25 protein-coding genes are annotated in these 25,780 nt (G+C 66.2%); 9 read left to right on the forward strand and 16 right to left on the reverse strand.

All coding sequences use genetic code 11. The features are described 5' to 3' along the window. Nucleotides 1-33: 33 nt before the first annotated feature. The 4 genes from AC1ZV1_RS07695 to ppnN all read left to right on the forward strand — a co-directional run bounded on the left by AC1ZV1_RS07695 (nt 34) and on the right by ppnN (nt 6,496). Complete coding sequence (locus AC1ZV1_RS07695) at nt 34-1,455, forward strand: TolC family outer membrane protein (protein ID WP_138520727.1); 1,422 nt, start codon at nt 34-36, stop codon at nt 1,453-1,455. Continuing rightward, nucleotides 1,452-3,560: a type I secretion system permease/ATPase gene (locus tag AC1ZV1_RS07700; RefSeq protein ID WP_484296181.1), complete on the forward strand. Its 2,109-nt coding sequence runs from the start codon at nt 1,452-1,454 to the stop codon at nt 3,558-3,560. The genes AC1ZV1_RS07695 and AC1ZV1_RS07700 overlap by 4 nt, the downstream gene beginning before the upstream one ends. Beyond that, nucleotides 3,557-4,798, forward strand: coding sequence for an HlyD family type I secretion periplasmic adaptor subunit (locus AC1ZV1_RS07705; protein WP_484296182.1), 1,242 nt, complete (start codon nt 3,557-3,559; stop codon nt 4,796-4,798). Before AC1ZV1_RS07700 ends, AC1ZV1_RS07705 begins: the two co-directional genes overlap by 4 nt. Nucleotides 4,799-5,104: 306 nt before the next feature. Continuing rightward, nucleotides 5,105-6,496 carry a nucleotide 5'-monophosphate nucleosidase PpnN gene (gene ppnN / locus AC1ZV1_RS07710; RefSeq protein ID WP_484296183.1) on the forward strand — a complete coding sequence of 464 codons (1,392 nt, stop codon included), beginning with the start codon at nt 5,105-5,107 and terminating at the stop codon, nt 6,494-6,496. Between the two features lie 76 nt (nt 6,497-6,572). On the opposite strand, the gene AC1ZV1_RS07715 is transcribed toward ppnN, so the two are convergent. From AC1ZV1_RS07715 to rsxA, 8 genes are all read right to left on the reverse strand, one after another. Then, nucleotides 6,573-6,755, reverse strand: coding sequence for a PA3496 family putative envelope integrity protein (locus tag AC1ZV1_RS07715; protein WP_484296184.1), 183 nt, complete (start codon nt 6,753-6,755; stop codon nt 6,573-6,575). 107 nt (nt 6,756-6,862) lie between these two features. Then, complete coding sequence (gene nth, locus AC1ZV1_RS07720) at nt 6,863-7,501, reverse strand: endonuclease III (protein ID WP_484296185.1); 639 nt, start codon at nt 7,499-7,501, stop codon at nt 6,863-6,865. Then, a complete protein-coding gene (locus AC1ZV1_RS07725; protein ID WP_484296186.1) occupies nt 7,498-8,211 on the reverse strand; it encodes an electron transport complex subunit E in 714 nt (237 codons plus the stop codon). The genes nth and AC1ZV1_RS07725 overlap by 4 nt, the downstream gene beginning before the upstream one ends. After that, complete coding sequence (rsxG, locus tag AC1ZV1_RS07730) at nt 8,204-8,839, reverse strand: electron transport complex subunit RsxG (protein ID WP_484296187.1); 636 nt, start codon at nt 8,837-8,839, stop codon at nt 8,204-8,206. Before rsxG ends, AC1ZV1_RS07725 begins: the two co-directional genes overlap by 8 nt. Continuing rightward, complete coding sequence (locus tag AC1ZV1_RS07735; protein ID WP_484296188.1) at nt 8,836-9,876, reverse strand: RnfABCDGE type electron transport complex subunit D; 1,041 nt, start codon at nt 9,874-9,876, stop codon at nt 8,836-8,838. Before AC1ZV1_RS07735 ends, rsxG begins: the two co-directional genes overlap by 4 nt. Then, nucleotides 9,876-12,185, reverse strand: a complete 2,310-nt coding sequence (rsxC, locus tag AC1ZV1_RS07740) for an electron transport complex subunit RsxC (RefSeq protein WP_484296189.1) — start codon at nt 12,183-12,185, stop codon at nt 9,876-9,878. Before rsxC ends, AC1ZV1_RS07735 begins: the two co-directional genes overlap by 1 nt. Next, the gene (gene rsxB / locus AC1ZV1_RS07745; RefSeq protein WP_484296190.1) at nt 12,182-12,736 is read right to left on the reverse strand and encodes an electron transport complex subunit RsxB; all 555 of its coding nucleotides are present in this window, start codon (nt 12,734-12,736) and stop codon (nt 12,182-12,184) included. Before rsxB ends, rsxC begins: the two co-directional genes overlap by 4 nt. Continuing rightward, nucleotides 12,733-13,317, reverse strand: coding sequence for an electron transport complex subunit RsxA (rsxA, locus tag AC1ZV1_RS07750; RefSeq protein WP_484296191.1), 585 nt, complete (start codon nt 13,315-13,317; stop codon nt 12,733-12,735). The genes rsxB and rsxA overlap by 4 nt, the downstream gene beginning before the upstream one ends. Before the next feature lie 208 nt (nt 13,318-13,525). Here rsxA and AC1ZV1_RS07755 point away from each other — a divergent pair, with 208 nt between their 5' ends. Further along, nucleotides 13,526-14,056 (forward strand): hypothetical protein, encoded by a 531-nt coding sequence (locus tag AC1ZV1_RS07755; protein WP_484296192.1) that lies wholly within the window; start codon nt 13,526-13,528, stop codon nt 14,054-14,056. Here the strand turns inward: AC1ZV1_RS07755 and AC1ZV1_RS07760 are convergent. Genes AC1ZV1_RS07760 through metG form a run of 5 tightly spaced genes read right to left on the reverse strand, consistent with a single transcriptional unit; the run spans nt 14,050 to nt 18,772 of the window. Next, the gene (locus AC1ZV1_RS07760) at nt 14,050-14,448 is read right to left on the reverse strand and encodes a DUF350 domain-containing protein (protein ID WP_484296193.1); all 399 of its coding nucleotides are present in this window, start codon (nt 14,446-14,448) and stop codon (nt 14,050-14,052) included. The genes AC1ZV1_RS07755 and AC1ZV1_RS07760 overlap by 7 nt on opposite strands. Before the next feature lie 10 nt (nt 14,449-14,458). Then, complete coding sequence (locus AC1ZV1_RS07765; RefSeq protein ID WP_484296194.1) at nt 14,459-15,574, reverse strand: glutathionylspermidine synthase family protein; 1,116 nt, start codon at nt 15,572-15,574, stop codon at nt 14,459-14,461. Further along, nucleotides 15,574-15,909 (reverse strand): hypothetical protein, encoded by a 336-nt coding sequence (locus tag AC1ZV1_RS07770; RefSeq protein ID WP_484296195.1) that lies wholly within the window; start codon nt 15,907-15,909, stop codon nt 15,574-15,576. Before AC1ZV1_RS07770 ends, AC1ZV1_RS07765 begins: the two co-directional genes overlap by 1 nt. After that, nucleotides 15,906-16,709, reverse strand: coding sequence for a DUF4349 domain-containing protein (locus AC1ZV1_RS07775; RefSeq protein ID WP_484296196.1), 804 nt, complete (start codon nt 16,707-16,709; stop codon nt 15,906-15,908). Before AC1ZV1_RS07775 ends, AC1ZV1_RS07770 begins: the two co-directional genes overlap by 4 nt. 29 nt (nt 16,710-16,738) lie before the next feature. Beyond that, nucleotides 16,739-18,772: a methionine--tRNA ligase gene (gene metG / locus AC1ZV1_RS07780; RefSeq protein WP_484296197.1), complete on the reverse strand. Its 2,034-nt coding sequence runs from the start codon at nt 18,770-18,772 to the stop codon at nt 16,739-16,741. A 186-nt stretch (nt 18,773-18,958) separates the two neighbouring features. Between metG and apbC the strand changes: the two genes are divergently transcribed. Both apbC and AC1ZV1_RS07790 read left to right on the forward strand, forming a co-directional pair. Beyond that, nucleotides 18,959-20,053, forward strand: coding sequence for an iron-sulfur cluster carrier protein ApbC (apbC, locus tag AC1ZV1_RS07785; protein ID WP_138212531.1), 1,095 nt, complete (start codon nt 18,959-18,961; stop codon nt 20,051-20,053). Between the two features lie 15 nt (nt 20,054-20,068). Then, on the forward strand, nt 20,069-20,680 hold the full coding sequence (locus tag AC1ZV1_RS07790) for a hypothetical protein (protein WP_484296198.1): 612 nt from the start codon (nt 20,069-20,071) through the stop codon (nt 20,678-20,680). A gap of 4 nt (nt 20,681-20,684) precedes the next feature. Here the strand turns inward: AC1ZV1_RS07790 and AC1ZV1_RS07795 are convergent, their stop codons facing one another. Continuing rightward, complete coding sequence (locus tag AC1ZV1_RS07795) at nt 20,685-21,344, reverse strand: hypothetical protein (protein ID WP_484296199.1); 660 nt, start codon at nt 21,342-21,344, stop codon at nt 20,685-20,687. Between AC1ZV1_RS07795 and dcd the strand changes: the two genes are divergently transcribed. Together dcd and AC1ZV1_RS07805 are read left to right on the forward strand one after the other, a co-directional pair. Further along, the gene (gene dcd / locus AC1ZV1_RS07800) at nt 21,325-21,891 is read left to right on the forward strand and encodes a dCTP deaminase (protein ID WP_017521037.1); all 567 of its coding nucleotides are present in this window, start codon (nt 21,325-21,327) and stop codon (nt 21,889-21,891) included. The genes AC1ZV1_RS07795 and dcd overlap by 20 nt on opposite strands. Nucleotides 21,892-21,917: 26 nt before the next feature. Then, nucleotides 21,918-22,508 (forward strand): hypothetical protein, encoded by a 591-nt coding sequence (locus tag AC1ZV1_RS07805; RefSeq protein ID WP_484296200.1) that lies wholly within the window; start codon nt 21,918-21,920, stop codon nt 22,506-22,508. On the opposite strand, the gene AC1ZV1_RS07810 is transcribed toward AC1ZV1_RS07805, so the two are convergent. Together AC1ZV1_RS07810 and AC1ZV1_RS07815 are read right to left on the reverse strand one after the other, a co-directional pair. Further along, nucleotides 22,482-23,039 carry an AAA family ATPase gene (locus AC1ZV1_RS07810; protein ID WP_484296201.1) on the reverse strand — a complete coding sequence of 186 codons (558 nt, stop codon included), beginning with the start codon at nt 23,037-23,039 and terminating at the stop codon, nt 22,482-22,484. The genes AC1ZV1_RS07805 and AC1ZV1_RS07810 overlap by 27 nt on opposite strands. 196 nt (nt 23,040-23,235) lie before the next feature. Next, nucleotides 23,236-25,776 (reverse strand): penicillin acylase family protein, encoded by a 2,541-nt coding sequence (locus AC1ZV1_RS07815; protein WP_484296202.1) that lies wholly within the window; start codon nt 25,774-25,776, stop codon nt 23,236-23,238. Nucleotides 25,777-25,780 lie beyond the last annotated feature (4 nt).

Raw genomic sequence — 25,780 nt, forward strand, 5'->3', positions numbered from 1 at the left:
CGGCGCGCCTCTATTGCCTCCGGGAGGCCCTCGGTGAACGCCTGGAAATTCGGACCCCTGGCCTGGCTCTGCCTGGCCGGTTTCTCCACCGCAACGCTCGCCAGTGTCCTCGATGATGGCTGGTTCGGTGCCAGCAGCCCCGAACAGCGCAGTCTGGCGCCCAGCCAACTGATCGAACGCACCGGTGGCCAGCGCCAGACTCCGGAGCTCGACGCGCCGGCGGCGCGGCGCCTGCTGGACCTCAACCAGGCCGTACAGATGGCCGTCAACCGCCACCCTTCCATCGCCGACGCCATCGCCACCCTGGCACAACAGGGCGACGGCATCGCCATGGCGCGCTCCGGCTATTACCCCCAGGTGAAAATGGGCCTGGGGCGAGGTGATACCACCCAGAACGGCACCAGCCAGACTGCCTCGCTGTCGGTCTCGCAACTGCTCTACGACTTCGGCAAGGTTGCCGGCAGCGTCGATAGTGCCGAGGCACAATCGCGCCGGCAGCAGGCGCTGGTCCTCAAACAGATCGACCTGATTTCCCGGCAGACCGCCGAGGCGACTATCGACCTGCACCGCTACCGCCTGCTCGGGCGCATCGCCGATGAGCAAGTGAGTGCCATGGAGCGTGTCTATGCCATGACTCAGGACCGCGCTGGAGCTGGCGTCACCAGCCGTTCCGACCCAATCCAGGCACTGGCCCGGGTCGATGCGGCGCGTGCCAGCCAGTTGCAGATCCGCTCGCAGTACCACCAGGCGCAGGAGCGTCTGCGCACCCTGGTCGGTGGCCCGGTTTCCGGCGATATCGCCGCGCTCTCCGACGACCAGGCCGCCCGCGTCGACCTGGCGCGGCGCCTGGATACCAGCATACTGCCCGATGTCCTGGCCGCCGAAGCCGAGCGCCAGACCGCCGAGGCGCAGTTGCGGGTCGCCAAGGCCGACCGCATGCCCACTGTGAGTATCGAGGCCGCCAGCACCAAGGCGCTGAGCGGCGACAACCCCAGTACCTATGAGCGTCACGGCAGCGACAACAGCATCAGCCTCAACTTCACCTCGACGCTTTACCAGGGCGGCGGCCTGCGTGCCCAGGTGCGCGCCGCCACCAATGCCCTGGAAGCGGCGCGGCAACGCATTGAAGACGCGCGCCTGTCGGCCAGCGACCAGATGCGCAACATGCGCGAACAGATCATCGGCAACCGCGCGCGCCTGGGTGTGCTCGGCAGCCGCAAGCGCAACCTCGACGAATCCCGCGAGCTGTACCGCGAGCAGTACAAGCTCGGCACCCGCTCGATTCTTGACCTGCTCAACACCGAGCAGGAGTACTACCAGGCACTCTCCGACGAGGAAATGGTGCGCCATGACCTCTGGCTGGGCCAGGTCGGCCTGGTCGACGCCCAGGGCCGTGGTCGTGAGTTCTATGGCCTGAACTACACCACCGTTCAGGGTATGGAGGTGCTGCCATGAGCCTCGCTCCGCAATCCGCACGCTGGCTGGATGCGATGCTCGCCGTCGCCCGCCACTACGGCATCGGTGTCTCCGAGGAGGGCGCGCGCGTCGCCCTGGCCTGGGAGCAGGGCGCTTCCGCCGACCTGATGCTGTTGCACATGGCCAAGAGCCTGGGGCTCGCCCTGCGCTTCGGCAAACTCTCGGTCGAGCTGCTCGACGCCTGGCGCCTGCCACTGGTAGCGGAGTTCGACGACGGCAGCGTCTGCGTCGTGCAGACCATCGACGGCGAGGGCAACCTCGGCGTATTGTTCAGTGGCGACAAGGGCCTGGAAACCCGCATCGGCGTGGACGAGTTCCGCCAGCGGGTGCGCCGTGTGGCGATCCTCCGGCCGCAGGTGGCGGTGCCCGACGCGCGCGTCGACCAGTACATCCGCCCGTACCGGCGCAACTGGTTCTGGAGCATCGCCCTGCGCGACTGGAAGCGCTACGGCGACGTCATGCTCGCCTCGCTGGTGGCCAACGTCCTGGCCCTGGCCGGGGTGATCTTCTCCATGCAGGTATACGACCGGGTGGTCCCGGCCAACTCTGAGGCAACCCTCTGGGTGCTGTTCGGCGGGGTGATGCTGGCGATCTTCTTCGAGTTCTGCCTGCGCGTCTCGCGCACCCATATCTCCGACACAGTCGGCAAGCGCGCCGACCTGCGCATCTCCGACGTGGTCTTCGGCCGCGCGCTGCGCCTGCGCAACTCGGCACGCGCGCGCTCCACCGGTACCTTCATCTCTCAGTTGCGCGAGATCGATCAGGTACGCGACCTGTTCACCTCGACCACCGTCGGGGCACTGGCCGACCTGCCGTTCTTCCTGCTGTTCCTGGTGGTGCTGTGGATGGTCGGTGGGCCGCTGATGTTCGTCGCCCTGGGCACCATTCCACTGCTGGTGATCCCCGGGCTGCTGATTCAGAAGCCGCTGGAGCGCCTGTCCAACGAAGGCATGCGCGAATCGGCGCTGCGCAACGCCATGCTGGTGGAGGCGGTTCAGGGTATCGAGGACATCAAGCTGCTGCGCGCCGAGGCGCGCTTCCAGAACCAGTGGAACAACGTCAACGATGTGTCCGCCGGCATCAGCATGCGCCAGCGCTTCCTCACCAGCCTGCTGATGAGCTGGACCCAGGAAGTCCAGGGCATCGTCTATGCCCTGGTGCTGGCCCTGGGCAGCTACCTGGTGATGCAGGGCGATATGACCACCGGCGCCCTGGTTGCCTCGTCGATCCTCGCCTCGCGGATGATTTCGCCGCTGGCGCAGATGGCCTCGGTGTTCTCCCGCTGGCAGACGGCCAAGGTCGCCCGCAAGGGCCTGGACGAACTGATGAGCCGCCCGGTGGACCAACCCGAACGTGCCCGCCGGGTTCACCGCGCGGCACTCAACGGCAATTACCAGCTCGACGGTGTGAGCTTCCGCTACGGCGACAACGACAAGCGCCCGGCGCTAATGGTGCCGCAGCTGCAGATCCGCGCCGGTGAGAAGATCGCCATCCTCGGCCGCATCGGCTCCGGCAAGTCGACCCTGCTCAACCTGCTTTCGGGCATGCACAGCCCGCAGGAAGGTCGCGTCTCGCTGGATGGCCTGGACCTGGCGATGATCGACACTGCCGACGTCCGCCGCGACATGGCCATGCTGCCGCAGAGCTCGAGGCTGTTCTACGGCACCATCCGCGAGAACATCCTGCTCGGCGCGCCGATGGCCAGCGACGCCATGGTCACCCAGGCGCTGTCCCTGTCCGGGGCGCTGTCCTTCGTGCAGGCGCTGCCCGACGGCCTCGACGAGGTGATCCTTGAAGGCGGTCAGGGCCTGTCAGGCGGCCAGCGTCAGACGCTACTGCTGGCCCGCACGCTGATCCGCAATCCGTCCATCGTGCTGCTTGATGAACCGACCGCCAACTTCGACGAGATGACCGAGCGCCAGGTGATCGACGCCATGGGCCCATGGATGGCGCCGCGCACTCTGATCGTCGCCACCCACCGCATGCCTGTCCTGAAATGGGTCGATCGGATCATCCTCATCGATAACGGTCGCATCGTGCTCGACGGGCCCAAGGACAAAGTCCTCAAGGAGCTGACCCAATGACCGATCTCAAGCTCCCTGTAGCCAGGGCGGATATTCCGCCGGCTGTCCCGCAGAGCACGGTTTCCACCCCTCGCGCGCACCAGCGCGGCGCCCCGGCAGAGCCGCCACTGCCGCGCTCCAGTCTGGTGGTGTGGCTGATCGCAGCCATGCTCGCCGCCTTCGCCGCGTGGGCCAGCCTGTTCTCCCTGGACGAAGTCTCCACCGGCAGCGGGAAGGTGGTCCCATCCTCGCGCGAACAGATCATCCAGTCCCTCGAGGGCGGCATCCTCGTCTCGCTCAATGTCCACGAGGGCGATCTGGTCGAAGCCGGCCAGGTCCTTGCCCAGCTCGACCGCACCCGCAGCGAATCGGCAGTGGAGGAGAGCGCCTCGCGCATGCGCGCCGCCAAGGCCGAGGCCGCGCGGCTGTACGCCGAGGTCAACGGCTCACCGCTGAGTTTCCCCGACGATGTCCAGGCCTTCCCCGACCTGGTCAGCAGCGAGACGGCGCTTTACCACTCGCGCAAGGACAGCCTGGCGAAGAACCTGGCGGGTATTAATGACGCTCTCGGCCTGGTACGCCGTGAGTTGGCGATGACCCAGCCGCTGGTCGCACGTGGTGCCGCCAGCGACGTGGAAGTGCTGCGCCTGCGGCGCCAGGCCAACGAGCTCGAGCGCAAGGCCACCGAGCTGCAGACCCAGTACGTGGTCAAGGCCCGTGAGGACCTGGCCAGGGCCAATGCCGAGATCGAGGCACAAAGTTCGGTCACCCGGGGCCGCTCGGACGCTCTGCACCGCACCACTTTCACCTCCCCGGTGCGCGGCATTGTCAAGGACATCGCGGTCACCACGGTCGGCGGCGTCGTGCCGCAAGACGGCAAGCTGATGGAGATCGTCCCGGTCGATGAGAAGCTGCTGGTCGAGGCGCATATCTCACCGCGCGACGTCGCCTTCATCCGTCCCGGACTGGACGCCACGGTGAAAATCACCGCCTACGACTATTCGATCTACGGTGGCCTGCACGGCAAGGTCACTACCATCTCTCCCGACACCATCCAGGACGAGGTAAAGCGTGAGGTCTTCTATTACCGGGTATTCATCCGCACCGACGTCGATCACCTGACCAACAAGGACGGCAAGCGCTTCGACATCGTCCCGGGGATGATCGCCACGGTGGATATCCACACCGGTAACAAGACCATCCTGGACTACCTGTTGAAGCCGCTGAACAAGGCGCGCGAGGCACTGCGCGAGCGCTGAGTCTCCGGTGCCATCAATAAGCCATCATTGATGGCCCGGAAGCCCCGCCAACCTGGCGGGGTTTTTCTTTTCAGGCTGTCATCAGAAAGTCACCACAGCGTTCATACTCAAGGGGCATCGACGTCGGACGCGTCGATTGCGGAAGCAGTTTCCGCCATTCGCTTGTCAGAGTCAGAAGGAGCGCGCTGCGGGCTGGAGAATCCCCGCCGTGACGCCCCCGGCAATGACGGCCGAATGGACGGCCGCATCGATTTATCGGAACGCCCCGCGCCACGGCGCCCGGCTTCCATCGTCAAGGAATACAGCATGTCCCCAAGACCGGTAAACAATGCCTCGGTCAGCCCCAAGGGCAGCCTCGAAACTCTCTCCCAGCGTGAAGTGCACCAGCTCAGCGAAGCGGGCTCGGGCAGCACCTACAAACTCTTCCGCCAGTGTGCCCTGGCCATCCTCAACACCGGCACGCAGATCGACAACGCCAAGCACATCCTCGACGCCTACCGCGACTTCGAACTGGAAATCCACCAGCAGGACCGCGGCGTGCGCCTGGAACTGTTCAACGCCCCGGCCGACGCCTTCGTCGATGGCGAGATGATCGCCAGCACCCGCGAGATGCTCTTCAGCGCCCTGCGCGACATCGTCTACACCCAGAACGCGCTGAACAGCCGGCGCTTCGGCCTGGACAGCTCGGCCGGCATCACCGACTACGTCTTCCACCTGCTGCGCAACGCCCGCGCCCTGCACGCCGGCGTGGAGCCGAAGATCGTCGTGTGCTGGGGCGGCCACTCCATCAGCACCAACGAGTACAAGTACACCAAGAAGGTCGGCCACGAGCTGGGCCTGCGCAGCCTCGACGTCTGCACCGGCTGCGGCCCGGGCGTGATGAAGGGCCCGATGAAGGGCGCCACCATCGGGCATGCCAAGCAGCGCATCACCGACGGCCGCTACCTGGGCCTGACCGAACCGGGGATCATCGCTGCCGAGGCGCCGAACCCCATCGTCAACGAACTGGTGATCCTGCCGGACATCGAAAAGCGCCTGGAGGCCTTCGTTCGTGTCGGCCACGGCATCATCGTGTTCCCCGGTGGGGTCGGCACGGCGGAGGAATTCCTCTACCTGCTGGGCATCCTCATGCACCCGGAAAACCAGGACATGCCGTTCCCCCTGGTGCTCACCGGCCCGCGCAGCGCGGCGGCCTACATCGAACAGCTGCACGCCTTCGTCGGCGCGACGCTGGGCGAGGCCGCGCAGCAGCGCTACCGGATCATCATCGACGACCCGGCGGAAGTGGCGCGGGAAATGAGCGCCGGCCTGAAGCGGGTCAAGCAGTTCCGCCGCGAGCGCAACGACGCCTACCACTTCAACTGGCTGCTGAAGATCGACGAGGGCTTCCAGCGCCCGTTCGAGCCGACCCACGAGAACATGGCCAGCCTGGACCTGGGCCGCGACGTGCCGCCCCACGAACTGGCGGCGAACCTGCGCCGGGCGTTCTCCGGCATCGTCGCCGGCAACGTGAAGGACCGCGGTATCCGCATGATCGAGGAGTTCGGGCCGTACGAGATCCACGGCGATGCGGCAATCATGCGGCCGCTGGATGCACTGCTGCAGTCCTTCGTCGAGCAGCACCGCATGAAGCTGCCGGGTGGTGCGGCGTACGAGCCGTGCTATCGGGTGGTGCAGCGCACCGGCATCGCGGTGTGACCCCGTAAAAGCAGAAAACAAAAGCCCCGCCAGTCTGCGGGGCTTTTTCATTCAGGTACTTTGCTTAGGAGAAGGCTTACAGATCGAAATCGTAGTCGGACAGTTGGCGTTGCAGGCGACGCTCTTCCAGATAGTTGTCGATGATGCGGCGCTTGGTCAGGTTGGTCTTGGCGACCTCTGCCGTCGATTCGGCGCCTTCATCGCTGTCGTCTGTGCTGACATCGTCCTCGAGTTCGAGGTCTTCTTTGTCGTTTGCCATTCGGTGCACTCCACAACACGGGGTGTGTTGGCGCCCCTTATAGCGACAAAGACGTAAGCGGTAAAAAAGATTTTTTCAATCAGCCTGAAGGAAATTTCCCATAACGCTCAATCGTCCGAAGTCTTGTGCTTGTACTCGCAGAGGTCTTCGATTCGGCAGCTGCCGCACTGTGGCTTGCGCGCCTTGCAGACGTAGCGGCCATGCAGGATCAGCCAGTGGTGCGCATCCAGCAGGTATTCCTTGGGCACGAACTTGAGCAGTTTGCGCTCCACCTCCAGCACATTACGTCCCGGCGCAATGTTGGTGCGGTTGGAGACTCGGAATATATGCGTGTCCACCGCCATCGCCGGCTGTCGGAAAGCCGTGTTGAGGACCACGTTGGCGGTCTTGCGGCCCACGCCTGGCAAGGCTTCGAGGTCTTCACGGTTCTCCGGCACCTGGCCGCCGTGTTTCTCGATGAGGATGCGGCAGGTTTCGATGGTGTTCTTCGCCTTGCTGTTGTACAGGCCGATGGTCTTGATGTACTCCGACAGGCCTTCCACCCCCAGCGCGTAGATCGCCTCCGGGGTATTGGCCATCGGGTAGAGCTTGGCGGTGGCCTTGTTCACCCCGACGTCGGTGGCCTGGGCGGAAAGCAGCACGGCGATCAGCAGCTCGAAGGGGGTGCTGTAGGCCAGCTCGGTTTCGGGGTTGGGATTGTCTTCCTTGAGTCGGCGGAATATCTCCGCGCGCTTGGCGGCATTCATTCGATCACTCCGGTCACGCGGACGCGTTGGCGCTCGGTAGCGGGTGCGTCGCCCGCTGGCGCCTTGGCGCGGTCCGCCAGGCTTTCATCAATACGGTTCTTCAGTGCAAGCAAAAGGCCCAGCACCAGGAAGGCGCCGGGCGGCAACACCGCCAGCAGCAGGCCCTGGTAGCCGGGAATCTGCAGTTTCCAGCCGGCTGCGCCGGGGCCGAACAACAGGTCCATGCCGGCCAGCAGGGTGCCATGGCCGAGCAGTTCGCGCAGGGTGCCGATGGCCAGCAGGACGAGGGCGAAACCCAGCCCCATCATCAGCCCGTCGAACGCCGAGCGCGCCACGCCGTTGTTCACGGCGAAGGATTCCGCACGGCCGAGGATCACGCAGTTGGTGGTGATCAGTGGCACGAAGATGCCCAGCACCTCGTACAGCTCGTAGCGCCAGGCCTGCATCAGCAGTTCGACGCAAGTGGTCAGCGTCGCGATGATCAGCAGGAAGGCCGGCAGGCGCACGGCCTCGCTCAGCGTGCCGCGGATCAGCGCCACGCTGATGCTGGAGCAGACCAGCACGAAGATCGTTGCCAGCCCCAGGCCGAGCGCATTGACCATGGAACTGCTGGTGCCCAGCAGCGGGCACAGGCCGAGCAGTTGGACCAGTCCGGGATTGTTCTTCCATAGGCCCTGCAGGGCGATTTCGCGGTAGCCGGGTTTACTCATGCTCGTCTCCCGATGCCGCAGGGGCGAGCAGCTCCGCCTTGTGCGCGTCGAAGTACTGCAGCGCCAGGTGCGTGGCCTTGACCACCGCACGCGGGGTCACGGTGGCGCCGGCGAACTGGTCGAACTGGCCGCCGTCCTTCTTCACCTTCCAGCCGGGCTCGGCTGGATCATTCAGTGAGCGACCGTCGAAGCCGTGCAGCCAGTCGCTCTTGCCCAGTTCGATGCGGTCGCCCTGGCCGGGTGTCTCGTGGTGCGCCACAACCCGCACGCCGAGCAGACGGCCTTGCGCGGTCACGCCCACCAGCAGCTGGATCGAACCGCCATAGCCGTCCCGTGCCACGGGCTGGAGCACGACCGCCGTGGCTTGGCTCTGCAGCCGGGCAACGTAGGCGGGTGCTGGCTCGTCACGGCCGAGCAGTTTGGGATCGAAGGTGCTGACGCTGGTCTCCAGCGGGTGGTTGTCGTAGCTGTCCCTGGGAAGCAGTTCCAGCAGCGTGCGGCCGTGCGCCTCGCGTTGCGCCGTGTCGATGCGCTGGGCAGTGAACTGGTGGACCGTCGCCACCACGCCCGAGACGATCAGGGCGACCAGGCCCAGCGCCAGGGTGCTCTTGAGCAGTTCGCGGTTCATCGATCCCCAGCCTTGAAGCCGCGTTCGGGCTTCTTGTGTCCATAGGTACGCGGACGAGTGAAGTAGTCGAGGGTCGGCGCGGCGAGGTTCATCAGCAACACGGCGAAGGCCAGGCCGTCCGGGTAGCCGCCCCAGGCGCGGATCACGTAGGTGAGCATGCCGACGCCGATGCCGAACAGCAGCCGGCCGCGGTTGCTGGTGGCGCCGGAGACCGGGTCGGTGACGATGAAGAAGGCGCCGAGCATGGTTGCGCCGCTGAACAGGTGCAGCAGCGGCGAGCCGTGGGAGTCCGAGCCGGTGCCGTTCCAGAACAGCAGGCTGATGACGAACAGGCCACCGAGCATGCCCACCGGCGCGTGCCAGGTGAACAGCTTGCGCCAGAGCAGGAACAGCCCGCCGGCGAGGAAAGCCAGGTTGACCCACTCGACACCGCGCCCGCCGACACTGCCGAAGGCAGGTGACTGCGCCAGCAATTCTTCCATGGTCAGGCTGTGGTTGTTGCGCACTACGTCCAGCGCCGTGGCGCCGACCCAGGCGTCCGGCCCCTGGCTGGCAAGGCCGAATATCTGTCGCAGGCCGTTGCCGATTCCGAGCGCGCTGTCCGGCGCGGGCCACTGGCTCATCTGCTGCGGGAAGGACACCAGTACCACCGCGTAGCCGACCATTGCCGGGTTGAACGGGTTCTGTCCGAGACCGCCGTACAGGTGCTTGCCGAAGATCAGTGCGAACACCGTGGCCACCGCGCTCAGCCACCAGGGCGCGTAGGGCGGCAGGGCCAGGGCGAGCAATACGGCGGTGACCAGTGCACTGCCGTCCTTGAGGAAGAACGTCACTGGCCGGTCGCGCAGCATGAGCATCAGCGCTTCGGTGGAGAGGGCGAGCAGGCTGCACCAGAGCAGGTTGAACAGCGTGCCGATGCCGTACAGACCGATCAGTACCAGCGCCCCCGGAGCGCAAGCGGCCAGCAGCGTCAGCATGACTCGCTGCGTGCGGTTGGCGCCTGTGGCGTGGGGCGAGCTGATGCGTGGCAGCTTCATCAAGGCGCCTCACCGCTGGCATCGTCGACAGCACGTTCGGCTGCTTGCAGGCGCTCGCGAGCGGCATTCAGTGCAGCGTCGCTGGCGCTCTCGCGTTCGAGCTTTTTCAGGTCGGCACGGGCGTAGGCCAATTCGGTCTTGGCAGCGCGCAAGGCATTGGTAATCGGACGTTTGTCGGTGCGCACCAGGTCCGGCGGCGCCTTGCCGCTGGCGTCTTCGGCGGCGTGCAGGGCGGCTTCCGCGGCGGCGAGCGTCTGGCGGATCGCGTTCAGCTCCTCGGCGGGTGCGCCTTTGCGCTCGGCGGCACGCAGGGCATCGCGCTGGGCGATATAGACCAGCTTGGCCTGGCGCAGCGCCAGAACGCCATCGACGGTCTGCTCGGTTTTAGGTTCGATCGGCATGGCGATCCCCTGCTGTTCGTTGAGTTGGCGCTCGATGCGTTCGACGTCTGTACGCAAGGAGGCGAGGGTGGCGTGTTGCTCGTCAGTGGGGGACTCGCCGAAGGCTTTCTCCGATTTCTTCAACTGCGCGCGGGCCATGGCGGCGTCGATCCGGGCTTTCTTCAGCGCCGCCTCGTCCGAGACGGGAGCCGAGGCCGGGCTGGCGCCTTGCGCGTCGGCAGCCGCCAGCGCGGCTTTCGCCTCGTCGGCGGCGCTGCGCAGTTCGGCCACCTGCGCGCGCAGTTGGTCAGTGTCGTGAGCGGCCAGTTGCTTCTCGGCCTTCTTCAGCGCGACCTGGGCCATGCTTGCCTCGATCTTCAGGCGCTTGAGCCGGTCCGACGCGTTGCCCACGGCCTTCTCGGCCTTCACTCGCTCGATCACCGAGTGCGCGTCCGGTGCGGCGGGCACGTCGGCGTCGGGTTGCTCTTCCTGTGCGCGCGCGACGCGCTCCTGGCGAGCCAGGCGGTCGGCGGCGCGCTGCTCTTCTTCGCGGCGCAGGCGGTCCTGGCGGTGCTCGAAGCGCAGGCGTGACTGCTCGGCCTTCAGCTGGCGCTGTTCCCGCTGGCGAATCTCGCCCTTGGACGCCCGGTAGTACTGCACCAGCGGGATGCTCGACGGGCAGACGTAGGCGCAGGCACCACATTCGATGCAGTCGAACAGGTGGTGCGCCATCAACTGGTCGTGGTCTTCGGCAAAGAAGTACAGCTGCTGAGGCAGCAGGCTGGCGGGGCAGGCCTGGGCGCAGTCGCCACAGCGAATGCAGGGCATCTCCGGCGGCGGGGGCGGAAGTTCCTCGCCGGTGGCAGCCAGCAGACAGTTGGTCGTCTTGATCAGCGGCACGTCCAGCGAGGCCAGGCTGTCGCCCATCAGCGGGCCGCCGAGGAGCAGTCGGTCCAGCTTCGCGTGGTCGAGACCAGCGAACGCCAGTAGCTCGGCCACGGGCGTGCCGACCAGTGCATCGACGTTGCACGGATGCGCCAGGGCGGCGCCGGTCAGGGTGGTGATGCGCGAGATCAGCGGCCGCCCGCGCAGCACGGCGTCGGCGACGGCGACGACGGTGCCGACGTTCACACAGAGCATGCCGATATCCGCCGGCAGCCCGCCGGCAGGCACCTCGCGGCCGGTGAGCAGCTGGATGAGCTGGCGCTCGCCGCCGGAGGGATAGCGGGTCGGGACCGGTTGCAGGCGGATCGGCCGTTCGCCGATGGCAATCTGCACGGCGGCGATGGCCTCGGGCTTGTCGTCCTCGATGCCGAGCAGCACCTGCTTTGGCTGGAGGATGTGCATCAGCACGTCGATGCCGTCCACCAGCGCGACCGCGCGCTCGCGCATCAGCAGGTCGTCGGCGCTGATATAGGGCTCGCACTCGGCGCCATTGATGATCAGGGTGTGCAGATCGTCCTGGGCGCGGGAGGCCAGCTTGGCGGCGGTCGGGAAGCCGGCGCCGCCGAGCCCGGCGATGCCCGCCTGGCGAATGCGCTGCAGCAGTTCGACCCCGGAAAGGGACGCATACTCGGGCTCGGGTGTGAGCTCGATCCACGTCTCCGCGCCGTCGCTCTCGATGACGATGGCGGGCATCAGCAGGCCGGAACTGTGCGGATAAGGTTGCTCGCTGATCTCCACCACGCTGCCGGAAGTCGGCGCATGCAGCGCAGCACTGATGGCGCTACCAGCCTCGGCGATCAGCTGGCCCTTGAGCACGCGCTGGCCGACTTCGACACAGGGCACGGCGGGCTCGCCGATGTGCTGCTGCAGCGGCAGCACCAGGCGGCGCGGTAGCGGCGGCTGCTGGATCGGCGTGGCGGTGGATTGCTGCTTGTTGGCCGGCAGGTGCAGGCCGCCGGGGAAGTTCCAGACCTGCACGTTCATGCCGCCCGCTCCCGGTCGCTGTGGATCAGTCGGCCTGGCGGCAGCGGCCATGTCCAGTCGTCGACGCGCACCGGCAGGTCGCGCATCTCGATGCAGTCCACCGGGCAGGGTTCCAGGCACAGGTCGCAGCCGGTGCATTCGTCGGCGATCACCGTATGCATCAGCTTGGCCGCGCCGACGATGGCATCCACCGGGCAGGCGCGGATGCACTTGGTGCAGCCGATGCACTCGGCCTCACGGATATAGGCCACGCGCAGCGGCGTCTCCTCGGCGGCGTCCAGCGGCAGGGGGGCAACGTCCAGCAGTTCGGCGAGGGCGGCGATGGTCGCGGCGCCGCCGGGCGGACACTTGTTGATGGCATCGCCGTCGGCAATGGCCTGGGCGTAGGGCTTGCAGCCGGCGTAGCCGCACTGGCCGCACTGGGTCTGCGGCAGCAGGTCGTTGATCCGCCCGGCAATGGACGCGTCCGCGACGTTCACCCGCGCCGAGGCCTGACGCAGCGCCACGGCGCTCGCGAGGCAGGCCAGGATGATCAGCAATGCCGCAATCATGGCTTGAGCAGTCCGCTGAAGCCCATGAACGCCAGGGACATCAGCCCGGCGGTGATCATGCCGATGGCCGCACCCTTGAACGGCCTGGGCACGTCGGCGATGGCGATGCGCTCACGCAGGGCGGCGAACAGCACCAGCACCAGGGTGAAGCCCAGTCCAGCGCCGAAGCCCTGGAAGGTGGCTTGCAGGAAGCCGAGCGCCGGATTGCGCACATTGAGCAGCGCCACGCCCAGCACGATGCAGTTGGTGGTGATCAGCGGCAGGAAGATGCCCAGTGTTCGCGCCAGCAGCGGACTGGCCTTCTTCACCAGCAGCTCGGTGAACTGCACCAGCACGGCGATCACCAGGATGAAACCGATGGTGCGCAGGAACTCCACGTCCAGCGGCTGCAGCACGTAGCGCTGGAGGACGTAGCTGACGGCCGAGGCGAGGGTGAGGACGAAGGTGGTTGCCAGGGCCAGTGCGAGCGCCGTTTCGATCTTGCGCGACACCCCCATGAACGGGCAGATGCCGAGGAACTGCACCAGCACGAAGTTGTTGACCAGGATGGCGCTGACCAGGATCAGGGCGAGTTCGGTCATGGCCGGGTACTCGCAGCCGGGCGCAAGGAGAGGCGGATCATGCTCGGAGACCGATGGTCAGCGGGTTGATGGCGGCGAGGGGGCATAGGTCGAGTACAGGAGGCGAAGTAGGTAATTGTACCTCCCCGAAATCAGTTGCGGTGTCGGGGGCGGCGGGAGGAATATCGGCGGCTGCCGAACCTGATCGGTTCCCCTCACGGAAGTCGCGATGCGCAAACCCTTGTCCGGACGCTTCACCGCCCTTTGCCTGCTGCTTTCCAGTGGCCTGGCCTCGGCGGCCCCCTTCACCACGGCTGACCTGGTCAGCTGGCCGCGCATGAGCGTCGCCGACTTCGCCTGCCTGCTGGAGCAGCGCACGGGCCAGCCCGACGCCCAGTTCAGCTGCGCCGCCAGCAAGAAACTGAGCAACTGGGGCGATGCCTGCCATGACACCGACCTCAGCTATGTCGGCCCGCAATTGCCCGACGCGCTGGTGAGCAAGCTGGATCCACGCATCAGCATGGTCGAGCTGGACTGGGAGTACGGCCGGCTGCAGTCGGTCAACGTCACCTTCGACAGAATCATGACTGCGGAGGAGGTAGCCGACATCTTCCCGGACGTGAACCTCGACGACCCCACCTCGCGGGACAACCTGAGCAATGCCTCACTGCAGGACTGCGCGTCGGATGCCTCGTGTCTCTACCTGGAAGGCTTCGAGCACATGGGGGGTGGCGACGTGGATTGCGAGGACGCTCAGTAGGTCATGCAGGCGGCGTTGAGCAGCCCGACGCACAGCGAGGCGCCGCCGAGGAAGACGCCGTGGGCCAGGGTGTTGCTTTCGATGCCGCTCTTGAGCTCCGGCACCAGGCGCGACAGGCCGAGGAACACCAGCACCTGCACCAGCATGGCGATCACGCCCCAGATCAGCATGTCCACCAGGCTGACGCTGTGGGCGATGGCGCTCGCCAGCGGCAGGGCGAAGCCCAGCAGGGTGCCGACCAGGGCCACGGCGGCGCTGATGTTGCCCTGGCGGATCAGCTGGATTTCCGCGTAGGGCGTCAGGCGTATGTAGAAGCTGGTGAACAGGCCGAACAGGCCGATGGCCGAGGCGAAGTAGGCGAGGAAATTGGGCAGGGTCTGCAGCAGGTTCATGGCGGATCCTTCAGACGAAATAGTGGGGAACGAAGCGGCTGCTGTCGCGGGTGATGGCGCTGGCATCCTCGCGGATGCCCAGGCCGGCGGCCTGGCCGTCGATCACCCAGCAGCCGAGCACCGCGTAGTTGCCGTCGTGGTTGGCCAGCGGTGCGTAGCCCTGGTAGACACAGGGCGCATTGGCGTGAGGACCGTCGCTTTCCAGCTGCAGGTCGCCGGCGACGATGCGGATATTCTCGCCCTCGCGCGAATACAACGGCTTGCGCACGTAGGCGCCGGGGAAGTCCTGGCGGTAGCTGGCGGGCAGCAGGTTGGGATGCTGCGGATTGAGTTTCCAGAGGATCGGCAGCATGGCCTTGCTCGACATCAGCAGCTTCCACGCCGGCTCGAGGAAGCGGATGTCACTGCGCTCCAGATGCTCGGCGAAACTGTCCTGCAGCAGCCATTCCCAGGGATAGAGCTTGAAGCAGTGGCGGATGTCCTGCTCGTACTGGTCGATGAAGGTGCCACGCCCGGCGTGGTGGCCGATGAACTCCAGCGGCAGGTAGCGCGTGGGCAGCCCGGCCTGATGCGCGGTGTCGAGCAAATAGAGGACGTTGCCGGTGTCTTCCTCGTGGCCGTCGATGGTGGTGAAGTGCAGCAGGTCGTCGGGTGCGATGGCCTTCCAGCGCGCGATGAGCTTCTCGTGCAGTGAGTTGAACTGATCGGCTGCCGGGTTCACGTCGTTCAGCCATTGCCACTGCACCACGCTGGCCTCCAGCAGGCCGGTGGGGGTGTCCGCGTTGTACTCGAGCATCTTCGGCTGGCCCTCGCCATTCCAGGCGAAATCGAAGCGGCCATACAGGCTCGGGTCCTCGCGGTTCCAGGAGCGGATGATTTCCTCGCGGGCGCCCGGCGGCAGCTGGAAAGGCTCGAAGTGGCCGGTGCGGATCACCCATTCCACGCAGTCCAGGTAGCGCTGGTGCAGGTCTTCGCTGGCGGCCTCCAGCATCTCGATCTGTTCGAGGCTGAATTCGTAGGCCACCGACTCGTCCCAGTACAGGCCGTCGATGCTGTGGAAGGTGAAGCCGACCGCCTCGCAGCGTTCGCGCCAGTCGACGCGCGGCGTCATGGCCAGACGACGCATCAGCCGCCCCCGGAGAAGCGCGCGCCGGAGTGGCCGAAGCCGCCGCGGGTGACCAGTTGGCGCGATTGCACCTGGTAGGTCTGCGCGGTCTTCGGTCGCGAGCCTTCCTCGTAGCTCGGCCCGCGGTAGCGCCCCGAGCTGCTGCCGGTGTAACCGCCGCCACCGCTGCTGCTGGTGCCGGACTCCGGCTCGCAGGCATTGGGGGTGCTGCCCCAGTCCTTCAGGCAGTCATCGCGGTTGGCGTAGAGGTCGCGGTACACCGGGTTGTGGTGCAGCACGCTGTAGAGCACCCCGCCGGTGAGCAGGGTGGTGAAGACGATGTTGGATTTCTTCATGCGTTGTTCGCGGCGCGCCGGGTTCCGAGTTTGCGCCATAGCCAGCGCAGGATCAGGCCGGCGATCAGCAGCACCACCAGCAGCGGCAGGCCGAACGCGGCCACCTGGATGGCGTTGACGGTGCCATCGGTGAGTTCGTCGAGCGAGTTGCCGAAGGCTTTGCCAATGCGCGACCAGCGGCCTGTAGGCTGGTATTCGCTGGAGAAGTCCAGGGTCAGCAGGTTGGTGGCGATGCGGCGTTGCTGCTGGGCGGCGTCCTGGCGGGCGGCATGCAATTGCTGCTCGACCTCGGCGGTGGCCTTGGCCAGGGCCAGCAGGTCGCTGACGCTCATGTCCTTGCGGCCCTGGAAGCCCTGCAGGGTCTGGTATTCGCGCTGCAGACGGTCATGCAACTGCTGGTTGTCGCTGACGGCCTGGGCGAGGTCTTCGGCCCGGGTGCTGCGGCTCTGCAGTTGCCCGCCCTCGGCGGCGAGAGCGACGAGTCTTTCCACGCCTTCGGGGACGATGCGCACCACCAGATGGGCATTGCGCATCTGGCTGTCGCCGCTCTGTTCGATGGCGATCAGCTCGCAGGGGCCGAAGCGGTCCTGGATACAGGCATCGCGGGCGTCGGCCAGTTGCGCGTCGATGCGCTCGCTGGCGAGGCGGATGCCGACCTGGTGTTCATAGGCGAGGAAGGAACCGGCTTTCGCCGCTTCTCCCTGGAAAGCGGCGCCAGAGTTGGCTGTGTGCTCCGAAGAGGCGCCACAGCCGGCAATGGCAGCGCTCAGGGCGAGCGCTGCCAGGCGGTGCAGTTTCATCGATGGCCTCCTTGCCGTGACGGTGCGCGTTACTTGACGCGTTGACCCGGCTTGGCGCCGCTGTCGGGGCTCAGCAGGTAGATCTCTTCACCGCCGGGGCCGGCGGCGAGGACCATGCCTTCGGATATGCCGAACTTCATCTTGCGCGGGGCCAGGTTGGCCACGTACAGGGTCAGACGGCCTTCGAGCTTGCTCGGGTCCGGGTAGGCGCTCTTGATGCCGGAGAACACGTTGCGCTTCTCGTCGCCGATGTCCAGGGACAGGCGCAGCAGCTTGTCGGCGCCCTCGACGAACTCGCACTTCTCGATCAGCGCGATGCGCAGGTCGACGGCGGCGAAAGCGTCGAAGTTGATCTCCGCGGCCAGCGGGTCCTTGGTCAGTTCGCCGTTGCCGGCGGGCTTGTTGGCGGCGGCGAGGTCTTCCTTGGAGGCTTCGATCATGGCTTCGATTTTCGCGGGCTCGATACGGGTCATCAGCGGGTTGAACGGGTTCAGTGGGTGGTTGGCCAGCAGTTGCTCATGGTCGGCCCACTTCAGCGGAGCGACGTTGAGGAAGGCTTCGGCGGCTTCGGCCAGTTTCGGCAGCACAGGCTTGAGGAAGATCACCAGCTGACGGAACAGGTTCACGCCCAGGGCGCAGATGGCCTGGACTTCGTCCTGCTTGCCTTCCTGCTTGTTCAGCGACCAGGGCGCCTTGTCGGCGATCCAGGCGTTGGCCTGGTCGGCGAGGGCCATGATCTCGCGCATGGCGCGGCCGAAGTCACGGGCTTCGTAGGCGGCGGCGATGCTCGGTGCGGCGCTGTGGAAGGCTTCGACCAGTTCCGGCGCCGGGTTGGCGTCGACCAGCAGACCGTTGTTGCCCTTGTGGATGAAACCGGCGCAGCGGCTGGCGATGTTGACCACCTTGCCGACCAGGTCGGAGTTGACCTTCTGCACGAAGTCCTCGAGGTTCAGATCGAGGTCGTCCACGCCGCGGCCCAGCTTGGAGGCGTAGTAGTAGCGCAGGTATTCCGGGTCCAGGTGGTCCAGGTAGGTACGCGCCTTGACGAAGGTACCGCGCGACTTGGACATCTTCTGGCCGTTGACGGTCAGGTAACCGTGCACGTTGAGTGCGGTCGGCTTGCGGTAGCCGGCGCCTTCGAGCATGGCCGGCCAGAACAGCGCGTGGAAGTTGACGATGTCCTTGCCGATGAAGTGGTACAGCTCGGCGTCGGAACCCTGCTGCCAGTAGGCGTCGAAGTCCAGCTCCGGACGGCGCGCGCAGAGGTTCTTGAAGCTGGCCATGTAGCCGATCGGCGCGTCCAGCCAGACATAGAAGTACTTGCCCGGCGCGTCGGGAATCTCGAAACCGAAGTAGGGCGCGTCGCGGGAGATGTCCCACTCCTGCAGGCCGGAATCCAGCCACTCGGCGAGCTTGTTGGCCACCGAGTCCTGGAGGGTGCCGCTGCGCGTCCACTGCTGCAGCATGGTCTGGAAGTCAGGCAGCTTGAAGAAGTAGTGCAGCGACTCCTTGAGCACCGGGGTGGCGCCGGAGATGGCCGATTTCGGGTCCTTCAGCTCGGTGGGCGAGTAGGTCGCGCCGCAGGCTTCGCAGTTGTCGCCGTACTGGTCGGCGGTGCCGCACTTCGGGCAGGTGCCCTTGATGAAGCGGTCGGCCAGGAACATCTGCTTTTCCGGGTCGAAGTACTGGGTCACCGGACGGGTGGCGATGTGGCCGGCGTCGCGCAGCTTCAGGTAGATGGCCGAGGACAGCTCGCGATTCTCGTCCGAGTGCGTCGAGTGGTAGTTGTCGAAGTCGACCATGAAGTCGGCGAAGTCGGCCATGTGCTCGGCGCGCACGCCGTCGATCAGCTGCTCGGAGGTGATGCCTTCGCGTTCGGCGCGCAGCATGATGGCCGAGCCGTGGGCGTCGTCCGCGCACACGTACACCGCCTGGTTGCCACGCATCTTCTGGAAGCGCACCCAGATGTCGGTCTGGATGTATTCCAGCATGTGACCCAGGTGGATCGAACCATTGGCGTAGGGCAGGGCGCTGGTGACGAGGATCTTGCGGGCTTCGGACATGATGATCGGCCGTTCCGGTTAAAACGAGGGAATCGGCAACTATATAGGGGCGGGGGGAAATTTTCATCCGTGGCCCGCCTGGCTGTAAGGCCGGACCCCGACCTGCCCCCGATGATCCCGAGCAAGGCGGCGGCGAGAGGCGTAAGATACCCGCCCATTCTGCTCAGTCTTTCATCGGGAGTACCCATGGGCGCCGCCAACCGAGCCACGGTGGAAAACCTTCTCCGCCAGATCAACGACCCTCACACCGGCCAGAACCTGCTGGACGCCGGCTACCTGCGGGAGCTGGATATCCAGGGCGGGCGCATTTCGCTGACCCTGGAGCTGGGCTACGCCGCCGGCCTGTTCAAGAACGGTCTGGCGCAGACCGTGCAGATGGCCCTTGAAGCGCTGGACGGCGTCGACTCGGCCCAGGTCAAGGTGGAAACCCATATCGCCGCGCACAAGGCCCAGGCCCAGGTGCCCGGCATGAGCAACGTCAAGAACATCATCGCCGTGGCCTCCGGCAAGGGCGGCGTGGGCAAGTCCACCACGGCGGCCAACCTCGCGTTGGCGCTGGCCCGCGAAGGCGCCAAGGTCGGCATTCTCGACGCCGATATCTATGGTCCGAGCCAGGGCATCATGTTCGGTATTCCCGAAGGTACCCGGCCGAAGATCCGCGACCAGAAGTGGTTCATCCCGCTGGAAGCCCACGGCGTCGAAGTCATGTCCATGGCCTTCCTCACCGACGACAACACGCCGGTGGTCTGGCGCGGCCCGATGGTCTCCGGTGCACTGCTGCAGCTGATCACGCAGACCGCCTGGAATGACCTGGACTACCTGGTCATCGATATGCCGCCGGGTACCGGCGACATCCAGCTGACCCTGGCGCAGAAAGTCCCGGTGGCCGGATCGGTGATCGTCACCACCCCGCAGGACCTGGCCCTGCTCGACGCGAAGAAGGGCGTGGAGATGTTCCGCAAGGTCAACATCCCGGTGCTGGGCGTGGTCGAGAACATGGCCGTGCACATCTGCTCCAACTGCGGCCATGCCGAGCACCTGTTCGGTGAAGGCGGCGGCGAGAAGCTGGCGGCGCAGTACGGCGTGGAACTGCTGGCGTCGTTGCCGCTGTCGATGGCCATCCGCATGCAGGCCGACGGCGGCAAGCCCACCGTGATTGCCGATCCGGAAAGCCAACTGGCGATGATCTACCAGGAAATGGCGCGCTGCGTCGGCGCCCGCATCGCCCTGAGCGAGAAGGCCGCGCCGGACATGCCGAACATCTCCATCAGCGACGACTGATACGGAAACACTGCCATGCGCAAGGATGCGAATACCGCCGCCGGCTGGCTGCTGGCGGCGAGCCTGTGCCTCGCCGGCAATTCGGCCTGGGCAGACGAAGACGCCGCCGATTGGCAGGCTCAGTGCGTGATCGGCGGCCAGCCGGTGACCCTGGACTTCCGCTCCGCCTCGGGCGACGCCTTCGAAGACGACATGGCCGTGCAGGCGCGCCGGGCCGATGGCTCCAGCGTGCCGCTGCCACTACCGCCGGCCCTCTATCACGCCACCGGCCTGCTCGGCAGTCCGCAGAGCGCCTGCGACCCAGTGCCGCTGCTGGACATGGGCAACGGCCTCGGCCTGCTGCTCGTGGTGCGCGACAACCGCCCCGGCCTGCCGGTGGTGGATGCGCTGTTGCTGGACCTCGCCACCCTGCAGGTGGTCGACCAGCGCCTGGGTGATCCTGGCGCAGTGGAAGGCCTGCTGAAAACCGCCAGCCTGGTGTTGCGCCAGTCAGCCGAAGGCGTCGACCTGCGCCTGGTGCGCGAGGCCGTGCCCGGCGCCGAGTGCGATTGCGCGGACGGCTATGCCGAAGACTGGCTGCGCTTTTCGGTGGACCAGCGCACCTTGCGCACCGCTTGGCTGCGCTGAGGACTCACGGAAGCCATTCCGTCCCGGCGCCGACAGGAAACTGACCGCTGCGCAATTCGTCCTGGCTGAGCTCGCGCCCGGTCCAGAGTCGGACCTTGCGTGCCCCGGCACCGCGGCAAAGCTCGTACAGCCCGCGGACTTCCACCTGCGTCAGCCCGCCCTCGAGAAGCTCCTGTGGGTGCAGGATCAGCACCGGCGCGGCCTTGAACAGAGACTTGGGCGTGAGTCGGCCGACCAGCAGCTTGAGGGTCATCTCGGCGAAGGAGAAATTGGCCAGCAAGGAACGGGGATGGTCGAAGCCGTTGACGATCTCGATGCCCTCCTGGCCCTGCAACTGCTGGGCGGCGGCGCCGGCCGCAAGAACCCTGGGTTTACCATCCTCGTGGCGCAGGGCGAGCAGCGGTGGTTCACCGAATGCTTCGCCAGACGGCAGCGCCAGGCCGCTGATCCAGTCGCGGGAGAGCTTCAGGTAAAGAGTGGACGAAAAATGATCAAACATGTGGAGCCTCTTCCTTGAGTCAGTGCGGCGCAGGTTACGGAACTCCACTGAAGGCCGTCGACCATCCGGCCGCACCCTTTGCCGGAAATTGTGACGCCCGGTAAGATTCGCCTTCTTTTTCCAGCCGCCGCACAGGACACCCGCCATGAGCATCAAATCGGACAAGTGGATTCGCCGCATGGCTCAGGAACACGGCATGATCGAACCGTTCGTCGAGCGCCAGATTCGCGGTGCCGATGACAGCCGGGTGATTTCCTACGGTGTTTCCAGCTACGGCTACGACGTACGCTGCGCCGCCGAATTCAAGGTGTTCACCAACATCCACTCGGCGGTGGTCGATCCGAAGAACTTCGACGAGAAGAGCTTCGTGGACATCAACAGCGACGTCTGCATCATCCCGCCGAACTCCTTCGCCCTGGCCCGCACCGTCGAGTATTTCCGCATCCCGCGTGACGTACTGACCATCTGCCTGGGCAAGAGCACCTACGCGCGCTGCGGCATCATCGTCAACGTGACCCCGCTGGAGCCGGAGTGGGAGGGCCACGTGACCCTGGAATTCTCCAACACCACCAACCTGCCGGCGAAGATCTACGCCCACGAAGGCGTGGCGCAGATGCTGTTCCTGCAGTCGGACGAAGCCTGCGAAGTGTCCTACCGCGATCGCGGTGGCAAGTACCAGGGCCAGACCGGCGTCACCCTGCCCAAGGCCTGATTTCACCGCACAGAGAGAAAACGGACATGACCTCGCAAGGATTGCGGGGCCTGCTGTGCGCCCTGATGCTGGGCGCCAGCGGCCATCTGGCGGCAGCCGAACTCAACGTCACCCCCGGTGGCGACGTGCTCGGCCTGCCGTCCAATGCCCCCCTGAATGACTTTGTCGAACGCCTGGGCGAGCCCACGGCGCGCTTGCCCATGCTCGGTGGTGAGCAAGGCCTGCTCTATGGCAACGCCACGCTGCTGGTGTTCAAGGGTCAGCGCCTCACCGAGGTGCGCTGCTGGCTGCACAGTCGGTTCACGCCGCCGCTGTTCCTCGGCTGGCTGAACCAGGTCGAGCCAGGCAAGGACCCGCTGACCTTCGCCGTGGACGGCACGCTGCACCTGGGCCAGGAACGTGGCGCAAGCTCGGGCTGGTTCAACGGCCTGGAAGGCGATGGCGACGAGCTCTCCGACGTCCGCGTGCGTGATGGCAGCGAAATCTGGCTCGGCTATGGCAACTCCGACGACTATGGCATCCAGGGCGAGAGCCGACAGGTCGTGGTGTCCCTCAGTGTGAGCATTCCCGAACCGCCGGCCGCAGCCGCCTCAATGGGCGTGATGACGCGCCCCTAGGGCGTCCAGCACGAACGCCGCTCGCTCCTCCAGCCCGGCGAGCGGCAATTTCACGACACGATATCCCAGCTCCCGATAGACCTCGGCCATCACCGTCGCTGTCCGCTGCGCTTCGGCGAAGTCCTGCCGGCGTTCGGCATCCTTGCGGTAGATGGCTTCCCAGGCCGGTGCCAGGAACACGGGCCGCCCGTAGCGCTGCTCCCGTATGGCGGTTTCCAGCGGGGCCGGAACCGGCAGGCCGCAGAGCCGCGCGTACCCCAGCACATCCGGCAGGCCACGATCGAACAGCCACAGTCCGCCCGCGTCGAGCGCTTGCGCGCGGGTCGCCAGCGCATGTTCGAACATCGCCAGGCAGAAGCCCGTCCGGTTTGCCCACGGCAGCGCATCGCCGCCACGGGCCAGTTGCTCGCGGATGATCGCGCGGCCGCCTTCTTCGACGATGTTCAGGCCGTGATGCTGGTGCAGGTGGTCGAGCAGCGTGCTCTTGCCGGCGCCGGGGCCGCCGGTGATGACGATGAGGAATTCGGACATGACGATGACTCCTGGGGGAAAGGATGCGGGAGTACCGGCCGGGGAAAGGTGGTGCGAAGGGAAGTACAGCGGGAGCGGGGCAGGGGAAAAAGAAAGGCACCCAGAGGGTGCCTGAATATGATCATGGAGTAAGTCGACAAATCTGATTCCGGGGCGGGAAGCAAGTTCCCGGCTCCCGGAAATATTTTTCAGATCATCACTTCTCCGGCACCAGCGTCAGGCGTTTCACGCCGTAGACCTTCTCCAGGTTCTGCGACTGGAAGGGGAAGCTCATGTAGTTGCCCTTCAGCCAGGCATCGATGCCGTCGGCATAGTGCGGGCTGGCCGGATTGCCGGACTGGCCGCTGCTGTTGAGGCCGATCATCGGCTCGCTCTGGCCGAAGTCGACGACGATGCGCATGGCCGGGATCAGCCAGGTGTTGAAGTCCTGGCCCCAGTGGTAGGCCGAAACGTTCAGCGTGCTGTGGTCGCCGCCGGCCGGGTAGGGGCCGCGGTCCAGGTAGCCCTTGATCGCGCCCAGGCTGGCGCGCTCGCCGGCGCTCAGGTTCGGCGCCATCTTGGTGCTGTCGCTGACCCACTCGTAGGTGTGTAGCTTGCCCCACTGCCAGGCACGGCGGTCGCTGCCCAGCTTCTGCTCGCAGAAGGTGGTGGCGGCAGCCAGGCTACGGGCGAGGATCGCCGGTTTGTCTTCCTTCTGCGGGGTGCGGGTATCGTCCCAGAACGGGCTGTCTTCGCGGCCCAGCAGGTGGTCGGCCTGGGCCGAGTAGGACAGGTTGGCGGTCTCGACGAAGGCTTTCCAGGACGGGCTGTCTTCCGGGCCCAGTTCGTCGAGGAAGATCTGCTTGCTGCTTTCCTGCAGGAAGGCCTCGTACAGCGCGGCGTCGCCGGAGGTCGGCGAGAGCTTGCCGTCGAAGGCCATGATCCGGTCCAGCGCTTCACGGGCGCGAGCACGCTGGTCGGCGGGGAGGGCGTCGATGGCCTTCTTCAGCGGCTGCGCCATGCCCGGTGCATCGAACATTGCCTGCAGCTTGCCGGCGAAGGGCGTGGTCTGGTCGTATTGCATGGCGATCATGCTGCGGTAGTCGTGGCTCTTGCTGCCGCCGGCGAGCTGGGCGATGCGCTCGTAGCGCTCCGGGTAGTACCAGGAGCTGGACAGCTGTGCGCCATAGCCAGGCTGTACGCTGCGGTGGTTGGCGGTGCCCAGCCAGCCCTGCGCCGGGTCCTGGTCGGACGGGTGCAGGATCGGATCGGCGTAGCCATCCCAGTCATAGCGGCCGTCCCAGCCAGGGGAAGGCAGCAGGCCGCGACCTTCCTTGCGGTTGGGGAAGCGTCCGGTGACCTGCCAGCCGATGTGCTTCTCGTCGGCGAACACGATGTTCAGCGCCATGGCGCGCACGTCGCGGGTGGCGTCGAAGGCCTGTTCGACGTTCTTCGCACGGGAGAGGTCGAAGAAGGCATCGAGGGTGCGGTCGGTCTCGCCCTGGATGCTCTGGTAGGCAATGCCGTAGCCGCTGGACAGCGGCAGCGGCTGCAGGTCGTGCTTGCGCTCGCCCAGGGCGCTGTTGAGCAGCGGGCCGTGACGGGTCTCGTAGATGGTTTCGCGGACCGGGCTCTGGCCCTTGATGAAGAAGGTTTCGTTGCGCTCGATGGCGGGTTTCCACTGGCCGTCGGCAAGGTAGTAGAGCTTGCTGCCCTGGCGCTTCACCTGCTCGAGGAAGAGGTCCTGGTTGTCGCCCATGACCATGGTCATGCCCCAGGCCAGCTTGCCGTTGAAGCCGGCGACCACGCCCGGCACGCCGGCAATGGAGACGCCCGCGGCGTTGTATTTGGGCGAGCGGATCTGCACGTAGTTCCAGACCGAGGGCATGGACAGCGGCAGGTGGGTGTCGTTGGCCAGGATGCTCTTGCCGCTGCGCGTGCGCTGCGGGGCGATGGCCCAGTTGTTGGAGGCGGCGACGCCCATCATCTGCAGCGAGGCGACTTGCCCGGCGGCGCGGTCGAGGGCGTCGAGACCGGCGATCTTGCCGTCCAGGCGCAGGCCCTTGAGCTTTTCCGCCTCTTCGAACGGCAGCGGCTCGTCCGGGTAGATCGGCGTCAGCCAGGGCAGCTTGTCGGCACCGACCTTCTGCGCGAGCACCAGGGAGGCGATCTCTTCCTGCAGGTTCACCGCCAGGCCGAAGTTCAGCAGGCTGAAGACCAGCGCGGAATCTTCCGGCTTCCAGTACTCGGGGCGATAGCCGGACTCGGCCAGGTCCATCGGCAGCTTGTCGCGGTAGCGGTACAGGTAGGCGTTGACGCCGCGCGCGTAGGTCTCGAAGAAACGCTTGAGGCGCGGCGAGGCGCCGGCATAGAGCGCATCCGCGGCCTTCTTCAGGTTCACCGTGCGCATGAAGCGGTCGGTCTCCAGCGCGCCGGGGCCGACCATCTCCGAAAGGCGGCCCTGGGCCATCAGGCGCAGGCCGACCATCTGGCTGATGCGATCGCTGGCGTGCACGTAGCCCAGGGTGAACAGGGCGTCGTGGAAGGTGCTGGTCTCGATCAGCGGCATCCCGAGGCTGTTGCGGCGGATCGATACGTTATCCGCCAGGCCCTTGATCGGCTGGACGCCATAGCTCGGCGGCAGGCTGTCGGAATAGCGGTCATTCAGCCAGCCTTGGCAGCCGGTGAGGCTGACAACGGCAGTGACGGTGGCGGCAAGGCCGAAGCTGGGAAGCCGGCGGAAGGCACGCGGGGCCATGGGG

The sequence above is a fragment of the Pseudomonas sp. BB438 genome (assembly GCF_057180225.1).